24 protein-coding genes and 1 tRNA gene are annotated in these 20,130 nt (G+C 70.1%); 17 read left to right on the forward strand and 8 right to left on the reverse strand.

The annotated features are described in order from the left end of the window. From OHB21_RS09120 to OHB21_RS09130, 3 genes are all read right to left on the reverse strand, one after another. On the reverse strand, positions 1-1,158 hold the full coding sequence (locus tag OHB21_RS09120) for an erythromycin esterase family protein (protein WP_324192249.1): 1,158 nt from the start codon (positions 1,156-1,158) through the stop codon (positions 1-3). Between the two features lie 84 nt (positions 1,159-1,242). Beyond that, positions 1,243-2,349: a DUF4185 domain-containing protein gene (locus tag OHB21_RS09125; protein WP_067503552.1), complete on the reverse strand. Its 1,107-nt coding sequence runs from the start codon at positions 2,347-2,349 to the stop codon at positions 1,243-1,245. Between the two features lie 198 nt (positions 2,350-2,547). Next, complete coding sequence (locus tag OHB21_RS09130) at positions 2,548-3,297, reverse strand: crotonase/enoyl-CoA hydratase family protein (RefSeq protein ID WP_067503557.1); 750 nt, start codon at positions 3,295-3,297, stop codon at positions 2,548-2,550. A 118-nt stretch (positions 3,298-3,415) separates the two neighbouring features. On the opposite strand from OHB21_RS09130, the gene OHB21_RS09135 reads away from it, so the two are divergent. From OHB21_RS09135 to OHB21_RS09145, 3 genes are read left to right on the forward strand one after another with little or no spacing between them, the layout of a single operon-like run. After that, on the forward strand, positions 3,416-4,945 hold the full coding sequence (locus tag OHB21_RS09135; RefSeq protein WP_195125081.1) for an acetyl-CoA acetyltransferase: 1,530 nt from the start codon (positions 3,416-3,418) through the stop codon (positions 4,943-4,945). Further along, positions 4,942-5,706, forward strand: a complete 765-nt coding sequence (locus OHB21_RS09140) for a crotonase/enoyl-CoA hydratase family protein (RefSeq protein ID WP_195125082.1) — start codon at positions 4,942-4,944, stop codon at positions 5,704-5,706. The genes OHB21_RS09135 and OHB21_RS09140 overlap by 4 nt, the downstream gene beginning before the upstream one ends. Positions 5,707-5,710: 4 nt before the next feature. Then, positions 5,711-6,346, forward strand: coding sequence for a TetR/AcrR family transcriptional regulator (locus tag OHB21_RS09145; RefSeq protein ID WP_067503567.1), 636 nt, complete (start codon positions 5,711-5,713; stop codon positions 6,344-6,346). Positions 6,347-6,359: 13 nt separating this feature from the next. Here OHB21_RS09145 and OHB21_RS09150 read toward each other — a convergent pair whose 3' ends face one another. Then, entirely contained in the window at positions 6,360-7,148 is a 789-nt protein-coding gene (locus OHB21_RS09150) for an alpha/beta fold hydrolase (RefSeq protein ID WP_067503570.1), read from the reverse strand. Between the two features lie 97 nt (positions 7,149-7,245). Here OHB21_RS09150 and OHB21_RS09155 point away from each other — a divergent pair, with 97 nt between their 5' ends. The 3 genes from OHB21_RS09155 to OHB21_RS09165 all read left to right on the forward strand — a co-directional run bounded on the left by OHB21_RS09155 (position 7,246) and on the right by OHB21_RS09165 (position 8,230). Then, entirely contained in the window at positions 7,246-7,470 is a 225-nt protein-coding gene (locus OHB21_RS09155) for a hypothetical protein (protein ID WP_067503573.1), read from the forward strand. After that, positions 7,457-7,753, forward strand: a complete 297-nt coding sequence (locus tag OHB21_RS09160; RefSeq protein WP_067503577.1) for a hypothetical protein — start codon at positions 7,457-7,459, stop codon at positions 7,751-7,753. The genes OHB21_RS09155 and OHB21_RS09160 overlap by 14 nt, the downstream gene beginning before the upstream one ends. Positions 7,754-7,816: 63 nt before the next feature. Further along, positions 7,817-8,230 (forward strand): hypothetical protein, encoded by a 414-nt coding sequence (locus OHB21_RS09165; protein WP_195125083.1) that lies wholly within the window; start codon positions 7,817-7,819, stop codon positions 8,228-8,230. A 173-nt stretch (positions 8,231-8,403) separates the two neighbouring features. Here the strand turns inward: OHB21_RS09165 and OHB21_RS09170 are convergent, their stop codons facing one another. Next, positions 8,404-8,706 (reverse strand): DUF1905 domain-containing protein, encoded by a 303-nt coding sequence (locus OHB21_RS09170; RefSeq protein ID WP_067503585.1) that lies wholly within the window; start codon positions 8,704-8,706, stop codon positions 8,404-8,406. A 101-nt stretch (positions 8,707-8,807) separates the two neighbouring features. Here OHB21_RS09170 and OHB21_RS09175 point away from each other — a divergent pair, with 101 nt between their 5' ends. Beyond that, positions 8,808-10,019, forward strand: a complete 1,212-nt coding sequence (locus OHB21_RS09175; RefSeq protein ID WP_195125085.1) for an acyl-CoA dehydrogenase family protein — start codon at positions 8,808-8,810, stop codon at positions 10,017-10,019. Continuing rightward, complete coding sequence (locus OHB21_RS09180) at positions 10,016-11,446, forward strand: LLM class flavin-dependent oxidoreductase (RefSeq protein WP_195126387.1); 1,431 nt, start codon at positions 10,016-10,018, stop codon at positions 11,444-11,446. The genes OHB21_RS09175 and OHB21_RS09180 overlap by 4 nt, the downstream gene beginning before the upstream one ends. Before the next feature lie 7 nt (positions 11,447-11,453). Here the strand turns inward: OHB21_RS09180 and OHB21_RS09185 are convergent, their stop codons facing one another. Beyond that, positions 11,454-11,939: a GAF domain-containing protein gene (locus OHB21_RS09185; protein ID WP_067503593.1), complete on the reverse strand. Its 486-nt coding sequence runs from the start codon at positions 11,937-11,939 to the stop codon at positions 11,454-11,456. Positions 11,940-12,036: 97 nt separating this feature from the next. Here OHB21_RS09185 and OHB21_RS09190 point away from each other — a divergent pair, with 97 nt between their 5' ends. The 6 genes from OHB21_RS09190 to OHB21_RS09215 all read left to right on the forward strand — a co-directional run bounded on the left by OHB21_RS09190 (position 12,037) and on the right by OHB21_RS09215 (position 17,561). Further along, positions 12,037-13,422: a styrene monooxygenase/indole monooxygenase family protein gene (locus tag OHB21_RS09190; RefSeq protein ID WP_195125087.1), complete on the forward strand. Its 1,386-nt coding sequence runs from the start codon at positions 12,037-12,039 to the stop codon at positions 13,420-13,422. 181 nt (positions 13,423-13,603) lie between these two features. Next, entirely contained in the window at positions 13,604-14,719 is a 1,116-nt protein-coding gene (gene sfnG / locus OHB21_RS09195; protein WP_195125088.1) for a dimethylsulfone monooxygenase SfnG, read from the forward strand. Continuing rightward, complete coding sequence (locus tag OHB21_RS09200) at positions 14,719-16,065, forward strand: acyl-CoA dehydrogenase family protein (RefSeq protein ID WP_195125089.1); 1,347 nt, start codon at positions 14,719-14,721, stop codon at positions 16,063-16,065. The genes sfnG and OHB21_RS09200 overlap by 1 nt, the downstream gene beginning before the upstream one ends. 29 nt (positions 16,066-16,094) lie before the next feature. After that, entirely contained in the window at positions 16,095-16,607 is a 513-nt protein-coding gene (locus OHB21_RS09205) for an NADPH-dependent FMN reductase (protein ID WP_195125090.1), read from the forward strand. Then, positions 16,600-17,124: a flavin reductase family protein gene (locus OHB21_RS09210; protein ID WP_195125091.1), complete on the forward strand. Its 525-nt coding sequence runs from the start codon at positions 16,600-16,602 to the stop codon at positions 17,122-17,124. Before OHB21_RS09205 ends, OHB21_RS09210 begins: the two co-directional genes overlap by 8 nt. Before the next feature lie 86 nt (positions 17,125-17,210). Continuing rightward, positions 17,211-17,561 (forward strand): hypothetical protein, encoded by a 351-nt coding sequence (locus tag OHB21_RS09215; protein WP_067503614.1) that lies wholly within the window; start codon positions 17,211-17,213, stop codon positions 17,559-17,561. Positions 17,562-17,600: 39 nt separating this feature from the next. On the opposite strand, the gene OHB21_RS09220 is transcribed toward OHB21_RS09215, so the two are convergent. Together OHB21_RS09220 and OHB21_RS09225 are read right to left on the reverse strand one after the other, a co-directional pair. Further along, positions 17,601-18,107: an SRPBCC family protein gene (locus OHB21_RS09220; RefSeq protein WP_195125092.1), complete on the reverse strand. Its 507-nt coding sequence runs from the start codon at positions 18,105-18,107 to the stop codon at positions 17,601-17,603. A 21-nt stretch (positions 18,108-18,128) separates the two neighbouring features. Next, the gene (locus tag OHB21_RS09225) at positions 18,129-18,809 is read right to left on the reverse strand and encodes a phosphatase PAP2 family protein (protein WP_067503620.1); all 681 of its coding nucleotides are present in this window, start codon (positions 18,807-18,809) and stop codon (positions 18,129-18,131) included. Positions 18,810-19,074: 265 nt separating this feature from the next. Here OHB21_RS09225 and OHB21_RS09230 point away from each other — a divergent pair, with 265 nt between their 5' ends. The 3 genes from OHB21_RS09230 to OHB21_RS09240 all read left to right on the forward strand — a co-directional run bounded on the left by OHB21_RS09230 (position 19,075) and on the right by OHB21_RS09240 (position 20,089). After that, a complete protein-coding gene (locus OHB21_RS09230; RefSeq protein ID WP_147265821.1) occupies positions 19,075-19,455 on the forward strand; it encodes a hypothetical protein in 381 nt (126 codons plus the stop codon). Between the two features lie 51 nt (positions 19,456-19,506). After that, a tRNA-Gly gene (locus OHB21_RS09235) sits at positions 19,507-19,580 on the forward strand. Positions 19,581-19,906: 326 nt separating this feature from the next. Continuing rightward, positions 19,907-20,089: a hypothetical protein gene (locus OHB21_RS09240; protein WP_195125093.1), complete on the forward strand. Its 183-nt coding sequence runs from the start codon at positions 19,907-19,909 to the stop codon at positions 20,087-20,089. Positions 20,090-20,130: the final 41 nt, after the last annotated feature.

Raw genomic sequence — 20,130 nt, forward strand, 5'->3', positions numbered from 1 at the left:
CTATTGACCGCGCGCCGACACCGGTTCGGGAAGCCAGTCCACCGGGGCGGTTTCCCGGATGTGCGCGATCACGTCGAACGCGCCCGACAGCGACGGCACCTCGGCCGTGGCGTCCTCGTCGCGCTCGGGGTCGTACACGCCGCTGATGACGCGCATCCGCGCGGGCGCGTCAAGCCCGCCGGCGCGCAGGTCCACGGAGAACGCGGACAGCCCGAACTCGCCGAGCGCCGATTCCAGCAGATCAGGGCCGGGCGGCGGCGCGACCGCCACCCCGAGGTCGCCGTGGTGGAACCCGATCCCCACCGACGCGTACGCCGCGCCGAACCGTTCCCGCAGGTGGCTGCCCGCGCCGCGGAACACCGCCGAGCCGACCCCCAGCGGCAGCGCCGAGGTGTGGGCGATGCCGTCCCAGTACACGACCTTCGCGCTTGCCGCGTGGTCGGCGATCGACTCGGCGGAGGCGTGTTCGTTGGCCTGCGCGCCACCGGCCGCCACGCTGGTGGCGTGGAAGTGGTGGATCGAGCGCATCGCGGCGAGCGCTTCCGCTGTTCCCGGTGCGTCGGGCAGTGCCTCGACGAGGGCGAGGGCATCGGCGGCGTCCTCGACGAATGGCCGGCCGGGGTGGATGCCTTGGTGCCGCTGGACGTGTTCGCCGATCCGGTGCGCCGTGCGAATCGGCGTCAGGTGCGCCTCTAGTTCGGGCAGCCGATCGGGTGCGACGGCGTAGACGTGGTCGCGCACGAGGTCGTAGTCCGAGGGTTCGGCCGCGGGCGGTTCCACGCCGAAGACGGTGACCATGTCGTCGGGGTGTCGCGTGTTGAATTCGCGCAACCAGCGCAGCGCCTCGGCGGTTTCGGTCGTGCGCCACGGGGCCCACGCGCCGTCCAGCACCGATACCGGATCGCCCACGCCCGCGCGGACGTACGCGTCCAACCTTGCACCGGCGCGGGCGCTGTCCTGTAGGCCGAGCGCGCGGAACCCGTGGTGCTCGATCAGATCGCGGGTCCAGCGCTGCCGGAGGCCGGTGATCTGCCGGGAGAACCTGGTCGACTCGCCGATGCCGACGATGCGCGCACCGTCGAACGCGGGGACCGGGCCGTCGTCGACGAGGGGCACGGCGTTGGCGCGCAGCCATGCACGTACTGCTGGGGTGGTCACGATGTCCTCCCTGGGGCTCGAGGTAGGTCCTGAGACCACCCTCGAACATCAACCATCGTTCAGGTCAAGCCCCGGGAGGGAGATTCAGAGCGTGGCACGCATGAGCACCACGTTGTACTGGGTGTGCACCGTGGTGAGGAAATACAGATCGCGCCCGGTCTGGTACGGGAAGATCGACGGCGCGTAGGCCGTCGGCAGCTCGCGGGTGTCGATGAGCACCTCGGGCGCGCTCCACGGCCCCTCCGGCGACGACGCGCGGCGCATCACCACGGAATTGAACGGGTCGGTGGTGAGCGAGATGTACTGGCCCAGGTAGTCGTTCCACATCACCGAGAGCTCGCCGACGCCGTGCATGACCGGCGCGGCCGCGTTCACGTCGTTCTTCTTCCAGCCCTGGCCGTCCCAGTACTCGTACTCGCCGAGGTTCTGGATCTCGCGTTCGGGGACGCGCGCCAGGTAGGCGGCGTTATTGCGGCCCGACGGCGTGCCGTACTGGTAGACGAAACCGCCCGACTTCAGGAAGGCGCCCATCTGGAAGTTGGCGTTGCCGCCCTCGTTGGGCCTGCGGGTGTGGCCGAGGTCGGCCCAGGTCTCGCCGTTGTCGGCGGAGGCGGCCAAGCCGGAGAAGTTGGTCGTCCACTCGCCGACGTTGTCCCAGGTCTTGACCGACATCATGCTCATGTATTGGACGCCGTCGACCGCGATGCCCGCGGTGGGGATGCGGCTGATTTCCAGGAACGGGATCTTGGGGGAGGGGATCAGATCGCGCGCCTGCCCGAAGATGTCGCGCACCACGCTGTCGAAGTAGATGCCCTGCGCGGGGTTCTTGGTGTTGCTGCGCACCAGGATGTTGCTGCGCCACGCCCAGGTGCTGCCCGCGAGCAGATTGGGGAAACCCAGGCCCGCGGTGTCGCCGAAGGCGGTGAGCATCTCGCCGCGGCCGTTGTCCCACATGATGCCCAGGTCGGTGCCGAGCACGTTGTAGTTGTGGGTGTTGTTGGGGCTGGCCATGCCCGTCACCTGGAAGACCGCGCGACTGCGTCCGTGCAGCACGGGAAGTCCGTTGGTGCCGTTGAGCACCGGGATCGGGTTGATGGCGTTGGGGTTGGCCACCGCGGGCGCGGGGGCGGTGAGAAGCACGGCCGTGGCCCCCGCCAGTGTGGACAGCAGGATCGAGGCGGTCTTCTTCACGGTTCTTCGGCCCTCCGGGAGTTGATAAGCCGAGGCGGGGACCGGTCACATCCCCAACCGACTGTGTTCCGGGCCACACTTCGACTAGCTGCCAAATCGTCCGAAATGCTAACAGCGATGCCGGGAAAAATGGTGGCTTGCACCGTCGAACGGTGAAAATGAAGGCCCGGATACAAGGTTTCGGCCCGGAGACTGTGGTTAACCCTTACGGCCCGATGCCAGCCGCAGCACCAGGGGCAGCTGGGTCGCGCGCTCGATCGCGAAGGTGCGCCGCGCGGCCGCGTGCCAGGACCGATCGAAGAGTTTCTTCGCGCTCGCGACGGCGTGTTGCGGGCGGGCGGCGATGCGGTCGGCCAGCTTCTCGGCCGCGGCCACCGGATCGGCGGTGACCTCGGTGACCAGGCCGATCCGCTCGGCGTAGGCGGCGTCGACGATATCGGCGGTCATGGTCAGCAGCAGCGCCTTGTCCACGCCGACCAGTCGCGAGAGCGTCGCGGCGCCGGTCATATCCGGGATCAGGCCGTGCTTGGCCTCCATCACCGAGTACTCCGAATCGGGTGTGGCGAACCGGAAGTCGGCGGCCAGGGCGAGCTGGAGCCCGCCGCCGAAGCAGCGGCCGTGCACGGCGGCGATCACCGGCACCGGCAGCCTGCGCCACGCCCAGCACGCCTCCTGGAAGGTGTTGGTGCCGCGCCAGGGCAGCGGCACGAAATTGCGCACGATGGCCAGCGGGTCGCTCGCGGCCTTGGCGATGTCGAGGCCGCTGCTGAAACTGGGCCCGTTGCCGCCGAGGATCACCGCGCGCACGTCCTCGCGCTTGCCGACGGTGTGCGCCGCGTCGACCAGGTCGCCCAGCATCTCGAGGGTGAGGCCGTTGTGCTTGTCGGGCCGGTCCAGCGTGACGTAGGCGCGATCGCCGTCGAACCGCAGCGCGATGTGGGAACCCATGCCCAGATCTTACTCGGCAGTCAGTTCTTGTCCACGGGCCATTGCCCCGGTCGGCGGCCTCTGCTCTAATCGAAGGCAAGTTACCGTCAGAGTTGACGGTACTGGGAGTGGAGGAACCATGCTGCCAGCCGGAATGGACCCGAGGACGCCGGTGATCGTCGGCGTCGGACAGGTCGTGCACCGTACCGGCGATGCCGGGTTGCCGGGGCCCGTCGCGCTCGCCGCCGAATCCCTGCGCCGCGCGGGCGCCGACAGCGGATCGGGCGATCGCCTGCTGAAATCGGCCGACCTGATCGCCGCCGCGGCCCCGGTGAGCAAGCCGTACCCGGACCTGGCGGCGCTCGTCGCCGCCGAACTCGGCGCCGCGCCGGCGCGGACGCTGCAATCGGTGCGGTTCGGTGGCGACGCGCCGCAGCGGCTGCTCAACACGGTCGCGGGCGAGATCGCGCGCGGCCGGGCCGAGGTCGCCCTGATCACGGGCGCGGAAGCGGTCGCCTCGTGGAACGCCGCCACTCGCTCCGGCGCCGCGCTCGACTGGCCCGAACAGCCCGAGGATGCCGTGCCCACCGAGATCGTCGGCTCCGACCGGGGCCCGAACTCCGAGATGGAGACGGCCGCGGGCATGTGGGGCCCGGTCTACTTCTACGCGCTCATGGAGACGGCCCTGCGCGCGAAACTGGGCCTGAGCGAGGCGGAGCACGCGGCGCGCATCGGCGGGCTGTGGTCCCGGTTCTCCGCGGTCGCCGCCGCCAACCCGTACGCGTGGCTGCCGCGCGAGCATTCGGCCGCCGAACTGGTCACGCCGTCGTCGGCGAACCGGCTGGTCTCGACGCCGTATCCGAAACTGCTGGTGGCGAACCTGTCGGTGGATCAGGGCGCGGGGCTGATCGTGTGCAGCGCGGCCGCCGCCGACGCCGCCGGGGTGCCGCGCGAGCGCTGGGTCTTCCCGCACGGCGGCGCGACCGCCACCGACGAGTGGTTCGTGACCGAGCGCACCGACATGGCCGCCTCGCCCGCCATCGCGGCCGCCGGGCGCGCGGCGCTCGCGGCCGCCGGCATCGGCATCGATGAGGTCGCGCACATCGACCTGTACTCCTGCTTCCCCGTCGCGGTGCAGATCGCCGCCGACGCGCTCGGCCTGCCGATCGATGACCCGTCGCGCCCGCTCACCCTCACCGGTGGTCTCACCTTCGGGGGCGGACCGGGCAACAATTACTCCACGCACGCGCTGGCCGCCCTCACCGAACGGCTGCGCGCTGACGACACGGCCTACGGCCTGTCCACCTCGCTCGGCTGGTACGTCACGAAACACGGTGTGGGCGTGTACTCTTCGCGGCCGCCCGCGCGACTGTTCCAGCCGGTCGAGGCCGATGTGCCCGCCGCGCGCCGGGAGACCGCACCCGGCTACACCGGCCCCGCGACCGTCGAGGCCTACACCGTGGTCTACCGCAAGGGCCCCGCGCCCGACCACATCGACGAACCCGAAGCCGTGGTGGTGAGCGCACTGAATCCCGCGGGCGCCCGCATACTGGTCCGGGTTTCGGACGCCGGCATGCTCGCGGCGTTCACCGAGGGCGATCCGATCGGCGCGCCCGCCGATCTGGCCGCCGACCGTCTCACCCTGCGCACCGAGAGGACCGCCCGATGACCGATCAGGTACTGGTCGAACGCCGTGAGGCGATCACCGTGCTCACCGTCAACCGCCCCGAGGCCCGCAACGCCATCGACCTGGCCACCGCCCGCGCCATCGAGGCGGCCGTCGACGCGTTCGAGGACGACGCCGAGGCGCGCGTGCTGGTGCTCACCGGCGCGGGTGGAACCTTCAGCGCCGGAATGGATCTCGTCGCCGCATCGAAGGGCGAGATGCCGATGACGCAGAAGCGGGGTCCGCTGGGCATCGCGGCGAAACCGCCCGCCAAGCCGATGATCTCGGCGGTCGAAGGGTTCGCCCTGGCGGGTGGTTTCGAACTCGCGCTCTCCGGTGATCTCCTCGTCGCCGCGCGCGACGCCCAGTTCGGCATCCCCGAGGTGAAGCGCGGCCTGGTGGCCGCCGGTGGTGGCGTGCTGCGGCTGACGCAGCGCCTGCCCCGGCCGATCGCCGCCGAACTCGCGTTGACCGGCGGGCGGATCGGCGCCGAGCGGCTCTACCAGCTGGGCCTGGTCAACCGGGTGACCGAGCCCGGCGCCGCGCTCGACGTCGCGCTGGAGCTGGCGGCGGAAATCGTTGCCGCCGCGCCGCTTTCGGTGGCCGCGAGCAAGCGGATCATCGACGAGTCGCCGGACTGGACGGTGGCCGAGGGCTTCGCCAGACAGGGCGAGATCGCGCTGCCAGCACTGTTCTCCAAGGACGCCGCCGAGGGCGCGCTGGCCTTCGCGCAGAAGCGCGAACCCCGGTGGCAGGGGCGCTGATCCGATGACGGGCCGCGTCCGGGAGACGCAGGCGCTGCGCCGTGAGCGGATGCGCACGCGGCTCCTGGACGCGGCCGTGGAGAGCCTGCTCGAGGTGGGCTACGCGGGCACCACCACGCTCGAGGTACAGCACCGGGCCGGCGTGCCGCGCGGCACGCTGCAACATCATTACCCCACCAAGGCCGATCTCTTGGCCGGTGTCGCCGAACACATCGCGGCACGCCGGGCCGACCAGCTCGCCGCCGAATTCGCCGCGATCCCGCAGGGCGCCGACCGGCTCGCCACCGCCGTGGGGCTCACCGCGCGCATCTTCGAGGACTCGACTTTCCTTGCCGCGCTGGAGATCTGGGTCGGCGCGCGCACCGACGAGGAACTGCGCGCCGCGTTTCTGCCCTTGGAGCAGCGCCTGTTCGAGCGGATGCACACCAGTATCCGCGACCTGTTCCGCGCCGAATTCCCCGACGATCCGCGCGTGCCCACGATCACCGAGTTCACCCTCGAGATCATGACCGGCATGGCCATGCGCGCCCTGCTCACCGGCGACACGGGGCACAACCGAATCCTCCAGCGCCGCTGGGAGAACGCCGTGCGGCTGCTGCTCGGTCCGGAGTCGCCGGAGGCTCTTCTGAGCACGACGTAGGAACGAATCCTGTTCAGCCCCTGGACAACTGGTCCAAGATCACTCCCGCGCACGCCGCCGGATCGTCGTAGAACGGCGTGTGCCCGCTGCCGTGCAGCGTGACGTGCCTGGCCTCGGGGAGCTCGACGCGGGCGCGGCGGCTCTGGGTGGCGTAGGTGAGCAGGATGTCGCGGTTGCCCCAGGCGACCGTGACCGGGATGTTCGCGACGGCGTCCACGTCGGGCAGGCCGACCTCGGAGAACGAGGCGAGGGCGCCGTCGAAGCCGGGGGCGTTCGCCGCGCCTTCGGCGGTGTCGACCGCGACCTGCTTGCTCACCGCCCACGGCTTGCCGAACACCAAGCCCAGGAACGCGGTCCGGCCCGCGGCGGTGCCGAGAATGCGTGGCAGAGCGGGCCGCAGGGTGCGCGCCAGGATCACCGATTTGCCCAGCGACTGCTGCGTCCACACGCGACCGGCCGTGTCCCAGAACCCGATCGGGGAGAACGCGGTGACCGAGCGCGCCAGCCCGCGCGCCCCGAGTTGCAGTGCGATGTACCCGCCCATCGAATTGCCCGCCACGTGCGGCCGCTCGATACCTTGCGCCGCAAGGAAATCCGCGAGCGCGTCGATCAGCGCGGGCACGGTGGTCGGGTGCGGCAGCGGGTCCGAGCCGCCGAAGCCGGGCAGGTCCACGGCGATCACCTCGAACCGCTGGGCCAGCGACTCGAGCACCGGTTCCCACACCTGCCAGCGACTGCCGATCCCGTGCACGAGCACCAGCGGTTCGCCCGCTCCGGTCCGGTGGTGGTTCAACGTCGGCATCGGCGGCCCCTCATTTCCGTTCCATTGGCGGCGTGCCAACGGTAGCGCACCCGCGTTTACCCTGGCAGAGCGTTCGCTCGCGGGTACGATAAACGGTATGGCAACGCGTAAGGTCACTCTTTCGCTGGACGAGGCGGCCTGGTCGTTCGCGGAACAGGCGGCGGCCCGCGCGGGCATGTCCCCGTCGGCGTGGATCTCCAAGGCCGCCCGGCGCGAGGCCGTGCGCACCGGCGTCGGCCCCGTGCCCGACCCGGCCGCCCAGGCCGCGGCTGACGAGGCGGAACTGGCCGCCGCCGAGGAGGCGATGCGTGCGCAGGGGTGAACTGTGGCTCTATCACCCGCACGGTTCGCCACGGCGCCGTACCGTCGTGCTCATCAGCAGTGACGGCATCAACGATTCGCCGCGCCCGTGGCTCGTCGCCGCCGAACTGCTCGACACCGATCCGCTCGATATCCTCGCCGTCGCGGTGCCCGGCCACGGCTGGGTGCACGCGGGCAATATCGGCCGCATCTACCGCGACTGGCTGGCCGAACGCGTCGACGAGATCGACGCCGAGGTGCAGGAACGCCTGGACACCGCGCTGCGGGCCGCGCTGGACCTGTGACCGGGAGCCCTCGGGCTGATACCGTCCGCGGGAGTGAAATCGTGTGGAAGCGAGGCATTCTCGGTGCGTACCACCCTCATGGCGGCGGCGCTGGTGGCGCTGCCGCTGCTGGCAGGCTGCGGCGGCGACGCGGAACCGGTGGCCGACGTCCCGGCGCCCAGCACCCCGGCGCAGACCACGACGACATCGGCGGCCACGTCGTCGTCCACTCCCACCGAAGGTGCGCCCGCCGGAGGGGACCTCACCGAAGCGGAGATCGCGGCGGCGCTCACCGGTAAGGGCTTGCCGCAGAAACAGGCCGACTGCGCCGCCAGGATCTACGTGGAGGAGGAGATCTCGGAGAGCGGGCTGCGCGAGATCCTGGAGACCGATTTCTCCGCGGGTCCGATCGACTCCTCGAAACTGGAGCTCAGCGCCGAGGATCGGGCGCGCCTGTCCACGGCCTCGCAGCGCCTGGTCCAGGAGTGCATCCTCTGAGCGCGGCGCGTTGAATGCGGAGCGCCGCCGCTACGAATAGCGGCCGCTGGGAAGGGTGGCGCGCTGAACGCGGAGCGTCGCCGGTGCGAACAGAGGCCGCTGGGGGGTGGCGCGCTGTACGCAGAGCGTCGCCGGTACGAAGAAAGGCTGCCGACCGGGACCCGCGGCCTCGCTCACAGCGTGACCGCCATCTCGATCCGCGGGCGTGACCCGGCCCCCAGGTCCTCGACGACCCGCACCGGCTTCTTCACCGGCAGGATGTAGGTGCCGCGCGACTTGTCGGGGAACACCGACGTGGACCACGTGCTACCCCCGATCGTCACGCGCACCTTCACCGCGCCGAAGCCGCCGGTCCGGTGCCCGTAGCGTTCCTCGATCTCGTCGGCGACGTCCTCGGGCAGCGAGACGAAATGCCAGGACCCGGCGCCGGCGTGCTCCCACACCTCCGCCGTGAAAGTGAACCGCGAACTCGCCACGCCCGTGACTCTAGGCCGGTGGTCCGACAGATCCGCCGGGTATTCGGATCGCACTGCGCGCAACCCGTGAGGCCGGCGACGATCGCGTCCATCGTGGGGTGATGACATCCATCGAGCAGAAACGCACCGCGGACTCCGATCTGGATGAGATCTTCGGGCCGATCTTCGAACGGATCGCCCGGGACGCGGTGGCACGCGAGACCGACCGGCGACTGGCCCACGACGAGATCGCCTGGCTGCGGGCGGCCAAGTTCGGCGCGCTGCGGGTGCCGGTCGAATACGGCGGCTACGGCGTCAGCGTGCGCCAGTTGTTCCGGCTGCTCATCGACCTGGCCGCGGCCGAGTCGAACCTGCCGCAGGCGCTGCGCGTGCACTTCTCGTTCGTCGAGGACCAACTGCTGGCCGATCCGGGCCCGCGGCGCGAGCAGTGGCTGCGCGCACTGAGCGACGGCACGCTGGTGGGCAACGCCATCACCGAACCCGGTGTGGGCGCGGTGGATCGCTACCGCACCACCCTCACCCGCAGCGGCGACCACTGGCTGCTCAACGGCACCAAGTACTACAGCACCGGTTCGCTCTACTCGGACTACATCCTCGCCGCCGCCGACCGCGACGGCGAGCGGGTGGGCGTGCTGGTGGACGCGAACGCCGAAGGGGTGCGCCAGCACGACGACTGGGACGGATTCGGTCAGCGCCTCACAGCCAGTGGCACAACGGAATTCACCGACGTTCCAGTCGCCGAGGACCGCATCCTCGGCCCGGGGTACGGCGCGCCGGGACCCACCTACGGCACGTCCTACCTCCAGCTCGTCCAGCTGGCGGTGCTGGCCGGCATCGCGCAGCGGGCCGAACGCGACACCCGGGAGTGGGTCGCCCAGCGCACCCGCGGCTACACCCACTCGGCGGCCGACCTGCCGCGTCACGACCCGTTGGTGCAGCAGGTGATCGGCAAGCTGTCGGCCGCGGCCTACACCGCGCGCGCCACCGTGCTGGCCGTCGCCGACCAGCTCGACGAAGTCCTCGACGCCGGCGCGAAGGACGAAAAGGCGCTGGTGGCAGTGGAACTCGCGGCGGCGCAGGCGCAGCTGGGTGTCATCGACACGGTATTGCCCGCCACCAGCCTGCTTTTCGAGGTGGGTGGCGCCTCGATCGTGTCGGAGGGCCTGCGGCTGGACCGGCACTGGCGCAACGCGCGCACCATCTCCGTGCACAACCCGGCCATCCAGAAGGCCCGCGCCATCGGCGATCACCTGCTCAACGGCACCGATCTGCCGTTCGCGTGGAGCGCGGGCGAACGCGGAGCCGCCAAGTGACCCGGCGCATCCGGTTCAACGCCTTCGACATGAACTGCGTGGCGCACCAATCCCCGGGACTGTGGCGCCACCCCGACGACCGGTCGCACCGCTACAAGGAGCTCGGCTACTGGACCGATCTGGCGATCCTGTTGGAACAGGGGCGATTCGATGGCATCTTCATCGCGGATGTGCTCGGCACCTACGACGTCTACGGCGGCAACGACCTCGCGGCGCTGCGCCAGGGCGCCCAGATCCCGGTCGCTGACCCGCTGTTGCTCGTCTCGGCCATGGCGGCGGTGACCGAGCACCTCGGGTTCGGCATCACCACCGGCACCGGTTTCGAGCATCCGTATCCGTTCGCGCGCCGGCTCTCCACGCTGGATCACCTCACCCGCGGCCGCATCGGCTGGAACGTCGTGACCGGCTACCTGCCCTCGGCCGCAAGGAATTTCGGCGCCGACGACCAGCTCGACCACGACGACCGCTACGACCAGGCCGACGAGTACCTGGAGGTCCTGTACAAGCTGTGGGAAGGCTCGTGGGAGGACGACGCCGTGGTGCGCGACGCGGCGAGCGGCGTGTACGTGGACCCGGCGAAGGTGCACCACATCGGCCACAGCGGCAAGCACTACACGGTGCCCGGCGTGCACCTGTCCGAGCCCTCGCCGCAGCGCACGCCGGTGATCTACCAGGCGGGCGCGTCCCCGCGCGGCGTGCGCTTCGCGGCGGAGAACGCGGAGGCGATCTTCGTCGCCGCACCGTCGAAACGCGTGCTTGCCCAGACGGTTTCCCGCATCCGTGACGCATTGCGTGCGGCCGGGCGCGACCCGTACGCGGCCCGGATCTACGCGCTGGCCACCATCATCACCGACGCCACCGACGAGGCCGCCCGACGCAAGCACGAGGAGTACCTGAGCTACGCCAGCGTCGAGGGCGGGCTGGTGTTCATGTCCGGGTGGATGGGAATCGACCTGTCCCGCTACGACCTCGACGCCCCGATCGGCGCGGTGCAGAGCAACGCGATCCAGTCGGCGGTGGCCGCGTTCCAGGAGTTCGACGACGACGGCCGCGAATGGACCGTGCGCGATATCGGGCGCTGGGCGGGCATCGGCGGCATCGGCCCGGTCTTCGTGGGGTCGGGGGAGACCGTGTCGGACCGGTTGCAGGAGTGGGTCGCCGACACCGACGTGGACGGGTTCAACCTCGCCTACGCGATCACGCCGGGCACCTTCGAAGATATTGTGCGGCACGTGGTTCCGGTGCTGACCGAACGCGGCGCGTACGCGGCGCAGTACACGCCGGGGACACTGCGCAACGCGTTGTTCGAGAAGGGTGACCGGCTGCCCGAGGAGCATCGGGGCGCGCGGTATCGGCTCGGCGGCCCGGGTTCGACGGCGCTGCCCGATGCGGTGTCGCGGCCGGGCGCGACGGCGCCGGTCTCATAGCCGCCGCTCACCCGAGCGAATCGACGAAAATCGCCGCCAGCGCTTCGATGCCCACCCGGTCGATCTCGTCGAACCGCCCGGGTTTCGGGCTGTCCAGATCCAGAACGCCGATCAGTTCCGCACCGCGCGTGAGCGGGACGACGATTTCCGAGCGGGAATCGGCGTCGCAGGCGATATGGCCGGGGAACGCGTGCACATCCGCCACCACCTGCGTGGTGCGCGTCGCGGCGGCGGTGCCGCACACCCCATTTCCGAGCGCGATTCGCACGCACGCCGGCTTCCCCTGGAACGGCCCGACCACCAGCTCCGTGCCGTCGTGGAAATAGAAACCCGCCCAATTCAATTCGGGCAGTGTGTGGAATATCAGCGCCGAGAGGTTGGCCGCGTTGGCGATCCGGTCGGATTCGCCCGCCACCAGCGCGCGCGCCTGTTCGGCCAGTTGGCGGTACTGTTCGGGACGGTCGCCGGTCAGGTTCTCCACGGTGAAGGACATGACGCGATGGTAGGCGCCGGCGAAACCCTGTCTGCCCATTGATTCTCGCTGATCCCAACCCCTGCGCCACGGCGCCCGCGAGGCGCACTATCCGACAATGACTTCGCAGAATTCCGTTTCCCGTTCCACACGTTCGGCCGCGGTGATCGGCGCCGGGCAGGCCGGCGTCACTGCGGCACTCGGCCTCCTCGACGCCGGTTTCGACGTGACCCTCTACAGCGATCGCGATCAGCGCGCCCTGCGCGACGATGTGCCCGCCACCGGCACCGCGCTCGAATTCGGGGAGGCCCAGCAGGCCGAGTCCGCGCTCGGCCTCGACAACTTCACCGGGCGCGCGCCCCGCCACACCGGGCTCAGCGTGCGTATCGCGGGCCCGGAGCAGGCCGAACTCATCGCGTTCGACGGCCATTTCGACGGCTACGTCGGCGTCGCGGTCGACACCCGGCTCAAGGCCGACGAACGGCTCACCACGTTCCTGGAGCGCGGCGGCCGGTTCGTGGTGGAGCAGGTGACGCCCGAATCGCTCGATCCGATCGCCGCCGCCAACGACCTGACGCTGGTGGCCACCGGGCGCGGCGGCCTCTCGGAGCTGTTCCCCATCGACACCGAGCGTTCCGCCTACGACGCGCCGCAGCGGTCGCTGCTCACCGTCACCGTGACCGGCCTGGAGCACGGGCCGGACGTGTTCGCCCACCGCAGCGTCGCAGGCAGCGCGCACAGCGGGTTCTCCATCCTCGCCGAACAGGGTGAGGGCTGGTGGGGGCCGTACCTGCACAAGGACGCCGGCCCCAGTTGGGCGTTCCTCGGCTGGGCGCGGCCCGGCAGCGATTGGGAAAAGCGTTTCGCCGCAGCCGATTCCGCCGAGTCGGCGTTGCGCATCGTGCACGACCTCTACCGCGACTACATCGAGTGGGACCTGCCGGAGGTGCTGGCCACCCGCAACATCGCCGAGGACCCGCACTCGTGGCTGAAGGGCGCGGTGCGTCCGGCCATCCGGGTCGGTGTGGGCCGCACGGCGGGCGGTCACGCGGTGGGCGCGCTCGGTGACACGGCGGTGGCCTACGACCCGATCGCCGGCCAGGGCGCGCAGAGCGGGCTCATCCAGGCCCAGCGCCTGGTCGCCGCGGCGGCCGTGCACGAGGGCGCCTTCGACGAGGAGTGGCTGCGCGCCAGGTACTCGGAGTTCCTGGCCGCGCGTGCCGTCGCGGCGAGCAAGGTGACGCAGCTGTTCCTCGGCGACCCCGACCTCGCCGAGATCGGCAACCAGTTCTTCGCCGCCGCGGCCGTGGATCCGCGCTTCGCCTCGGCGCTGGTCGGGCTGCTGCACCGGCCGCTGCCGTTCGTCGGCATCGACTCGCCGGACGCCGCCGCGGACTACATCACCGCCGTCACCGGGGAGAACGCGGCCGATCTGCTCGCCAGGTTCGCGCCGGCGGGCAAGTTCGCCCGGTCCACCTACGGCAGCGCGCTCGCCCGCGCCTGATCCGACGTACGCACACCCCGCGCGGTCACCACCGCGCGGGGTGTTCGCCGTGCCTGTCGCGGCATCCGATCGCACAGATTCAAACCCTCGTCTGCCGGCCGGGCCGGTGTTGCACTGGGAGAAAGCCGGGTAGCGGACGCCTGGCAATCCGAACGAGTCCCGAGACAACCACGGAGCGGCCATGAGCACGGAGCGGATCGCCGACGAGATCAAATTCGCCTACTGGGTGCCCAATGTGAGCGGCGGCCTGGTGACCAGCGATATCGAGCAGCGCACCAGCTGGGACTTCGAATACAACAAGAAACTCGCCCAGACGGCCGAGAACAACGGATTCGAGTACGCGCTCTCGCAGGTCCGCTACACCGCCTCCTACGGCGCCGAATTCCAGCACGAGTCCACCTCGTTCAGCCTCGCGTTGCTGGGCGCCACCGAGCGCCTGAAGGTCATCGCCGCCGTGCACCCGGGCCTGTGGCATCCGGCCGTGCTGGCCAAGTTCGGCGCGACCGCCGACCACCTCTCCGGCGGCCGCTTCGCCATCAACGTCGTCTCCGGCTGGTTCGCGGGCGAATTCCAAGCGCTCGGCGAGCCGTGGCTCGAGCACGACGAAAGGTACCGGCGCAGTGCCGAATTCCTCGAAGTGATCCGCAAGATCTGGACCGAGGACGACGTGAACTACGGCGGCGACTTCTACCGCATCCGCGATTTCACGCTCGAGCCCAAGCCGCTGAACACCCCCGAACGGCCCAATCCCGAACTGTTCCAGGGCGGTAACTCCTCGGCCGCGCGCCGCAACGGCGGCCGCTACGCCGACTGGTACTTCTCCAACGGCAAGGACTTCGACGGCGTCACCGAACAGCTCGAGGACGTGCGCGCCGTGGCCCGCGAACACCACCGCGAGGTGCGGTTCGGCCTCAACGGCTTCATCATCGCCCGCGACACCGAGAAGGAGGCGCAGGACACCCTGCGCGAGATCATCGCCAAGGCCAACAAGCCCGCGGTGGAGGGATTCCGGGACGCGGTGCAGCAGGCGGGCGCCTCGACCAGCGACCGCAAGGGCATGTGGGCCGACTCCTCCTTCGAGGATCTGGTCCAGTACAACGACGGCTTCCGCACCGAGCTCATCGGCACGCCCGAACAGGTCGCCGAGCGGATCGTGGCCTACAAGGCGCTCGGCGTCGACCTGATCCTCGGCGGATTCCTGCACTTCCAGGAGGAGATCGAGTACTTCGGCGAGAAGGTGCTCCCGCTGGTGCGCGAGCTCGAGGCCGCCCGCGAACCGGTCGCGGCGGTGAGCTGATGACCGCGGTCGCCGCCGACCGCATCACGTCGGCGGAGCAGGCTCTGCGCGTGGCGGCGGCGCTGGCGGCGGAGTTCACCGAGGGCGCGGCCGAGCGCGACCGGGAGCGGCGGCTGCCGCACGCGGAAGTGGACCGGTTGGCCGCTTCGGGACTGCTCGCCGTCACCGTGCCCGCCGAATACGGTGGGGCCGACCTGCCGCCCGGCGCGGTGGCGGAGGTGGTGCGGGTGCTGGCGGCGGCCGATCCGAATATCGCGCAGATCCCGCACAGCCACTTCGTGTATCTGAACCTGTTGCGGCTGGCGGGATCTCACGCGCAGCGGCAGCGGCACTTCTCGCAGGTGCTCGACGGCGCGCGCATCGCGAACGCGCAGTCCGAGCGCGGCGGGGCCACGGTCGCCGAGATCTCGACCACCGTGCGTCCGGTGGGGGATCGGTTCCGCGTCGACGGGATCAAGTACTACTGCACCGGTTCGCTTTTCGCGGATCTGCTGGCGGTGCTCACGCGGCTGGACGATCCGGACGGCGCGAGCGGGTTGCCGGCTGGGGAGTACGTCGTCTACCTGCCCGCCGACACCCCGGGTGTGCGGATTGTGGACGACTGGAACGGGTTGGGGCAGCGCACGACCGGCAGCGGGACCGTCGAATTCGACGGTGTGGTGGTGGATCGCGATCAGCTCGTCGCGCGGGCGGGCGCGGTGAACGCGCCCACCGGGTACGGTGCGTTCGCGCAGCTGCTGCACGCTGCGATCGACACCGGTATCGCGCGCGGAGCGCTCAGCGCCGCAACGGAATTCGTGCGGAGCAAGAGCCGTCCGTGGTTCGAGGCGGGGGTGTCACGGGCGATCGACGATCCGCTGTTGATCCAGCGGTTCGGGGAGTTGTCGGTGGCGGTGTCGGCGGCCGAGGCGACGTTGACCGCGGCCGGGGTGGCGGTGGGCGCCGCTGTTTCCGAGGTGCCGGGCTCGCAGGTTCCGTCCGGTCGCGCGGCACGGTCCGATTCCTCCGCTTCCGGAGATGCCGCGGATCCTGGCTCCCGAGTGGCGCGACACACTACCGATTCCGGGCCGTCGGCGGTGGATACCGTTCCGGTGCCGAACCCGATCGCCTCCGCGTCGCTGGCCGTCGCCACCGCCAAGGTCCTCGCCGACCGCGCGGCGACCGACGTCTCCTCCGCCCTGTTCGAGGTGAGCGGAACCCGCAGCGCGGCAGCCGAACTCGGACTCGACCACTTCTGGCGCAACGCGCGCACCCACACCCTGCACGACCCGGTCCGCTGGAAGTACCAGCACATCGGCCGCGCCGTGCTGCACGATTCCGCGCCGCCGCTACACGGCGTGATCTGACCGGCTATCAACAAGTTAGGACATCGGCTGTGACAGTGACCGTCGTCGTCGGCAATCCGAAACCCGCCTCGCGCACCCTCGACGCGGGCACCCTGGTCGCGCGCGGGCTGCGCCCCGACGTGGAGCCCACCGTGCTCGACCTGGTCGAATTCGGTCCCGCCCTGCTCAGTTGGGGTGACGAGCGGGTCGGCGCGGCCGTGCGCACCGTGCGCGAGTCCGAGCTGGTCGTCGTCGCCAGCCCCACCTTCAAGGCCACCTACACCGGACTGCTCAAGCTTTTCCTCGAACAGTTCGAGGGTGGGACGGGGCTGGCCGGCGTGGTGGCCGTGCCGGTGATGCTCGGCGCCGGGCCCGCGCACGCGCTGGCGCCGGATCTGCTGCTCAAACCGGTCCTCGTGGAGATCGGCGCGACTGCCGCGCTTCCCGGTCTCTACCTCTCCGATCGCACCTTCACCGAGGACGGCGCGATCGACGCTTACACGCAACGATGGCGGCCGGTCGCGCAGGCGCTGGCCGCGGGCAAGGCGGTGGAACATGCATGATCTCTTCGAAACCCCCGGTGACGGAACGGGTTTGCGGCGCGCGTTCGCGAACTTCCCGAGCAGCGTCGTGGCCGTGGCGGCCGAAGTGGACGGCACCCCTTACGGTCTCGCGGTGAGCACCTTCGTGCCGGTCTCGCTGGAGCCCGCGCTGGTGTCGTTCTGCGTGCAGAACAGCTCCTCCACCTGGCCGCACCTGGCCGCCGCCTCGCACCTGGGCCTGAGCCTGCTCGGCACCGACCAGCACGACGCGGCGCGTGCCCTCGGCTCCCGCCACGGTGACCGCTTCCGCGCCTCCGAACTGCACCGCGGCGCCGCCGAAGCCCTCTTCATCCACGGCGCCACCGCCTGGATCGAGGGCACCACCGAATCCCTCGTCCCCGCGGGCGACCACACCGTCGTCATCCTCCGCATCACCCGCCTCGCCGCCCGCCACGACCTGGAACCCCTTGTCTTCCAAGGAAGTAGGTTCCGCCGCCTGCACGCGGAACCCGCGGAAGTAGCCCACGTGGCCAGCTGACCACCCCGATCCCGCCCGGCCGGCCGCCGGGCGGGATCTCCCTCAGCTATCGAATCACCACGCGGACAGGGGACTACCCTCCTACCGTGCCACTGATCGACGTCACCTACGCCCCCTCCGTCCCCGAATCCACCCTCGAAGCCCTCGCCGACCACCTCCCCCATCTGGTCTCCCTGGCTGTCGAATGCCCGGAGGAGCCCTACGACCACAACCTCCAACCCGGCGACGTCGAACTCCGCTTCCACCCTCGCGGCCCCTACGATCGCTCCGCCCTCGACGCGGTCATCGAAATCCGCTCGAAGTACTTCGGCTCCCGAGCCGCCACCCGCCAACCTCGCGTAGACACCCTCCACGCCGCCATCGCCGACTCCACCCCCCTCCGCAACTTCGGCATCTACCTCACCTTCCCGGTAGCAGCCTGGGCCCAGAGCGACTAGGTGTCGCAGAGCGGCCGGTGGCGGGTGAGGGTCGGGCTCTCAGTCCGCGGATTCCAGGTCGGTTTTCAGGTTGGTGAGGGTGCGGTGGATGTTGCGGCGCTGGAAGGAGGCGAAGCCGGGGTGGCCGGTGACGAGGCGGTCGAACCAGAGGGTGGGGAGGTCGGGCCAGCCGCGGCGGTCGTCGGTCCAGGTTTCGGTGACGAGGGTGCCCTCGGGGACCGGTTCGAAGGTGTACTCCCAGGTGGCGATGGCGACCGGGAGGGCGGGTTTCGCGCCGACCCCGTAGCGGCGGACGCGGAAGGTGAAGCGGCGGCCGCGCTCGGCGGCGATGATCTCGCAGCCGGTGCTCCAGCGGACGCCGCGACGGCGGTTGGTGCCCACGAACCAGTCGCCCACCCGCGCGGGCACGCCCGGTTCGGCGACCAGGGCGCCCGTGTTCTCCGGACTCCACCGGTGCATGCGGGTGACGTCGCTGACCTGGTCGTAGACCGTTTCCGGGTCGGTGGCGACGACGATGCTGCCCGAGACCGTTTTCGTGCGTGACACGCCCCGACTGTAGCGGGCGGCTCAGGCCCGGGTGTCCGCGCGGACCTCGGCCGGACGCCATCCGATCGAAAAGAACGCCCACACGCACAGCAGCAACCACAGCGCCGCCACGCTCCACCCGGCCAGCACGTCGGTGAGCCAGTGCATCCCCAGGTACACGCGCGACAAACCGACGCTGAACACGAACAACGCCGCGAGCACCGCCGCCGCGATCCGCGCCGCCGCGCGACTCAACAGCGGGATGAGCACGATCGCGACGATCCCGATCACCGCGAACGACCCGGCGCTGTGCCCCGACGGATACGACAGGCTGGACTCGACCGCGAGCCGTTCCGCGACCGGCGGCCGCTCCCGCCCGATCACCCGCTTGCCGATCGTCACGATCAACCCCGCGCCGATCCCCGCGGTCGCGACCAGCACCGCCCCCAGCTGATCGCGCCAATACAGCAGCACACCGCAGGTCACGATCACCACGATCGTCATCGCCAGTGTGCTGCCGAGATCGCTCACCGCCGCCGCCAGCGTCGTGAGCGTCCCGTTGCGCCGCACCACCACCCACTGCGCCACGTCCGGATCGGCCGCCGCCAACCCGCTGCCCGCCACCACACTGCGCGTCAGCACCGCCAAGAACGCCACGAGCAGCACCCCACTCGCGACCAGCACCCCCGCCACCCGCGAACGCCGATCCGATTCGGAAGTCACCCCTCCACCATGACACTTCGGTAGCTCTTGATTCGCCGGGCCCGGCCCGCGTGGTGCGCGGCGCCACCGCGAAGGCTTGGTGTCATGCGTGAGCCGCGCAGAAAAGCACGTCCCGGCCCGCGGTGCCCGAGCCAAGGCGTATGAGCAGCGCGTTTCTCGGTTCGGAGGAGATTCGTCCAGGAGGTACCCGGGACCGCGCTGTAAACTGGCACTGCGCGTCCGATGCCCGCGGGGCTTGCGCGGGCGGATTCTCGGGGAGGGGGCGATGGCGAACAAGTTCGGTCCGGTGTGGTTGCCGCCCTTGGTCTTTGCGTGCTTGCTCGGGGGCGCCTTCGCCTTATCGTTGGCATCGAGTGATGGAGGTGTCGGCGCGGTGCTCTACGGCACGATGGTCAAATCCATCGTCGCCGTCGTCGTGATCGCCGTAGCCATGCTTGTGCGCCATCTCTGGCTCGTTCTCGCGAAAGCTACCGGCCGCTACGCGCCCGACAGTGATAGGGAGTGGTACGCCCGGGGCTCCCGGGGACGGTCCGATGAGACCATCGCCGCTTCTTCGGTGGTGGCGGAGGACCTCGAGCGGGAGATCGCCGAGCTGCGAACAGCACGTGAGCGGGATCGGGCCGGTCGGCCCGATCCTCCCGAGTAACAGAGTTGACCGGCCCGGACCCCGGTCTGATAAAGTCGCGAGCGACACACTGCCGATGTAGTTCAATGGTAGAACTTCTGCTTCCCAAGCAGACAGCGCGGGTTCGATTCCCGTCATCGGCTCCACCGAAACCCCCTGTGCGACAGGGGGTTTCGCATTTCAGCCGCAGAGGCATTCGTCGGGGTGTAGCCCTGGGTGTAGCCATTTCCTCTCATCGAATCGACTGCGGGGGAACTGTGCTCGCGACCGCCGCCTGAATCCAGTTCGCCGAGACGGGATTTACCAGGTCAGAGCACGTTTTACGGTACATCGAGCGCTTTGCGCAGACCATTTGATATGACGTAAATCACACTAGGATCTAGTTTTACCTGCTCATCTCGTACATCGAAGCAATGTACGATACGTGGGGTATCAACCACCGGGGCCGCCACCCCGCACGAAAGGAACCAACGTGAGCACGACGCTCGACCGGATTACCACCCTCACCGCGCAGCTCGACGCCGCACACGAAGCGCAGGCCGCGCCGCGCAACGTCAACGCCCTGCTCGACGAACTCAGCGCCGCCAAGGCCGCCGCCCGAGCCGAGGGCGCGACCGCCGCCCAGATCGACGACGCCATCGACGCCGCGTTCTAACCCTCCACCGAATCACCCGCCGGACGTCAGCAACCTGCCGA

The sequence above is a fragment of the Nocardia puris genome (genome assembly GCF_036051655.1).
Lineage (GTDB): Bacteria > Actinomycetota > Actinomycetes > Mycobacteriales > Mycobacteriaceae > Nocardia > Nocardia puris.

Coding starts and splice junctions, on each gene's coding strand:
- OHB21_RS09200 (WP_195125089.1), top strand. CDS start 14,719: ATGACCGCGGTCGCCGCCGACCGCATCACGTCGGCGGAGCAGGCTCTG.
- OHB21_RS09190 (WP_195125087.1), top strand. CDS start 12,037: ATGACTTCGCAGAATTCCGTTTCCCGTTCCACACGTTCGGCCGCGGTG.
- OHB21_RS09130 (WP_067503557.1), bottom strand. CDS start 3,297: ATGGGTTCCCACATCGCGCTGCGGTTCGACGGCGATCGCGCCTACGTC.
- sfnG (WP_195125088.1), top strand. CDS start 13,604: ATGAGCACGGAGCGGATCGCCGACGAGATCAAATTCGCCTACTGGGTG.
- OHB21_RS09150 (WP_067503570.1), bottom strand. CDS start 7,148: ATGCCGACGTTGAACCACCACCGGACCGGAGCGGGCGAACCGCTGGTG.
- OHB21_RS09175 (WP_195125085.1), top strand. CDS start 8,808: ATGACATCCATCGAGCAGAAACGCACCGCGGACTCCGATCTGGATGAG.
- OHB21_RS09155 (WP_067503573.1), top strand. CDS start 7,246: ATGGCAACGCGTAAGGTCACTCTTTCGCTGGACGAGGCGGCCTGGTCG.
- OHB21_RS09135 (WP_195125081.1), top strand. CDS start 3,416: ATGCTGCCAGCCGGAATGGACCCGAGGACGCCGGTGATCGTCGGCGTC.
- OHB21_RS09230 (WP_147265821.1), top strand. CDS start 19,075: ATGGCGAACAAGTTCGGTCCGGTGTGGTTGCCGCCCTTGGTCTTTGCG.
- OHB21_RS09185 (WP_067503593.1), bottom strand. CDS start 11,939: ATGTCCTTCACCGTGGAGAACCTGACCGGCGACCGTCCCGAACAGTAC.
- OHB21_RS09140 (WP_195125082.1), top strand. CDS start 4,942: ATGACCGATCAGGTACTGGTCGAACGCCGTGAGGCGATCACCGTGCTC.
- OHB21_RS09210 (WP_195125091.1), top strand. CDS start 16,600: ATGCATGATCTCTTCGAAACCCCCGGTGACGGAACGGGTTTGCGGCGC.
- OHB21_RS09145 (WP_067503567.1), top strand. CDS start 5,711: ATGACGGGCCGCGTCCGGGAGACGCAGGCGCTGCGCCGTGAGCGGATG.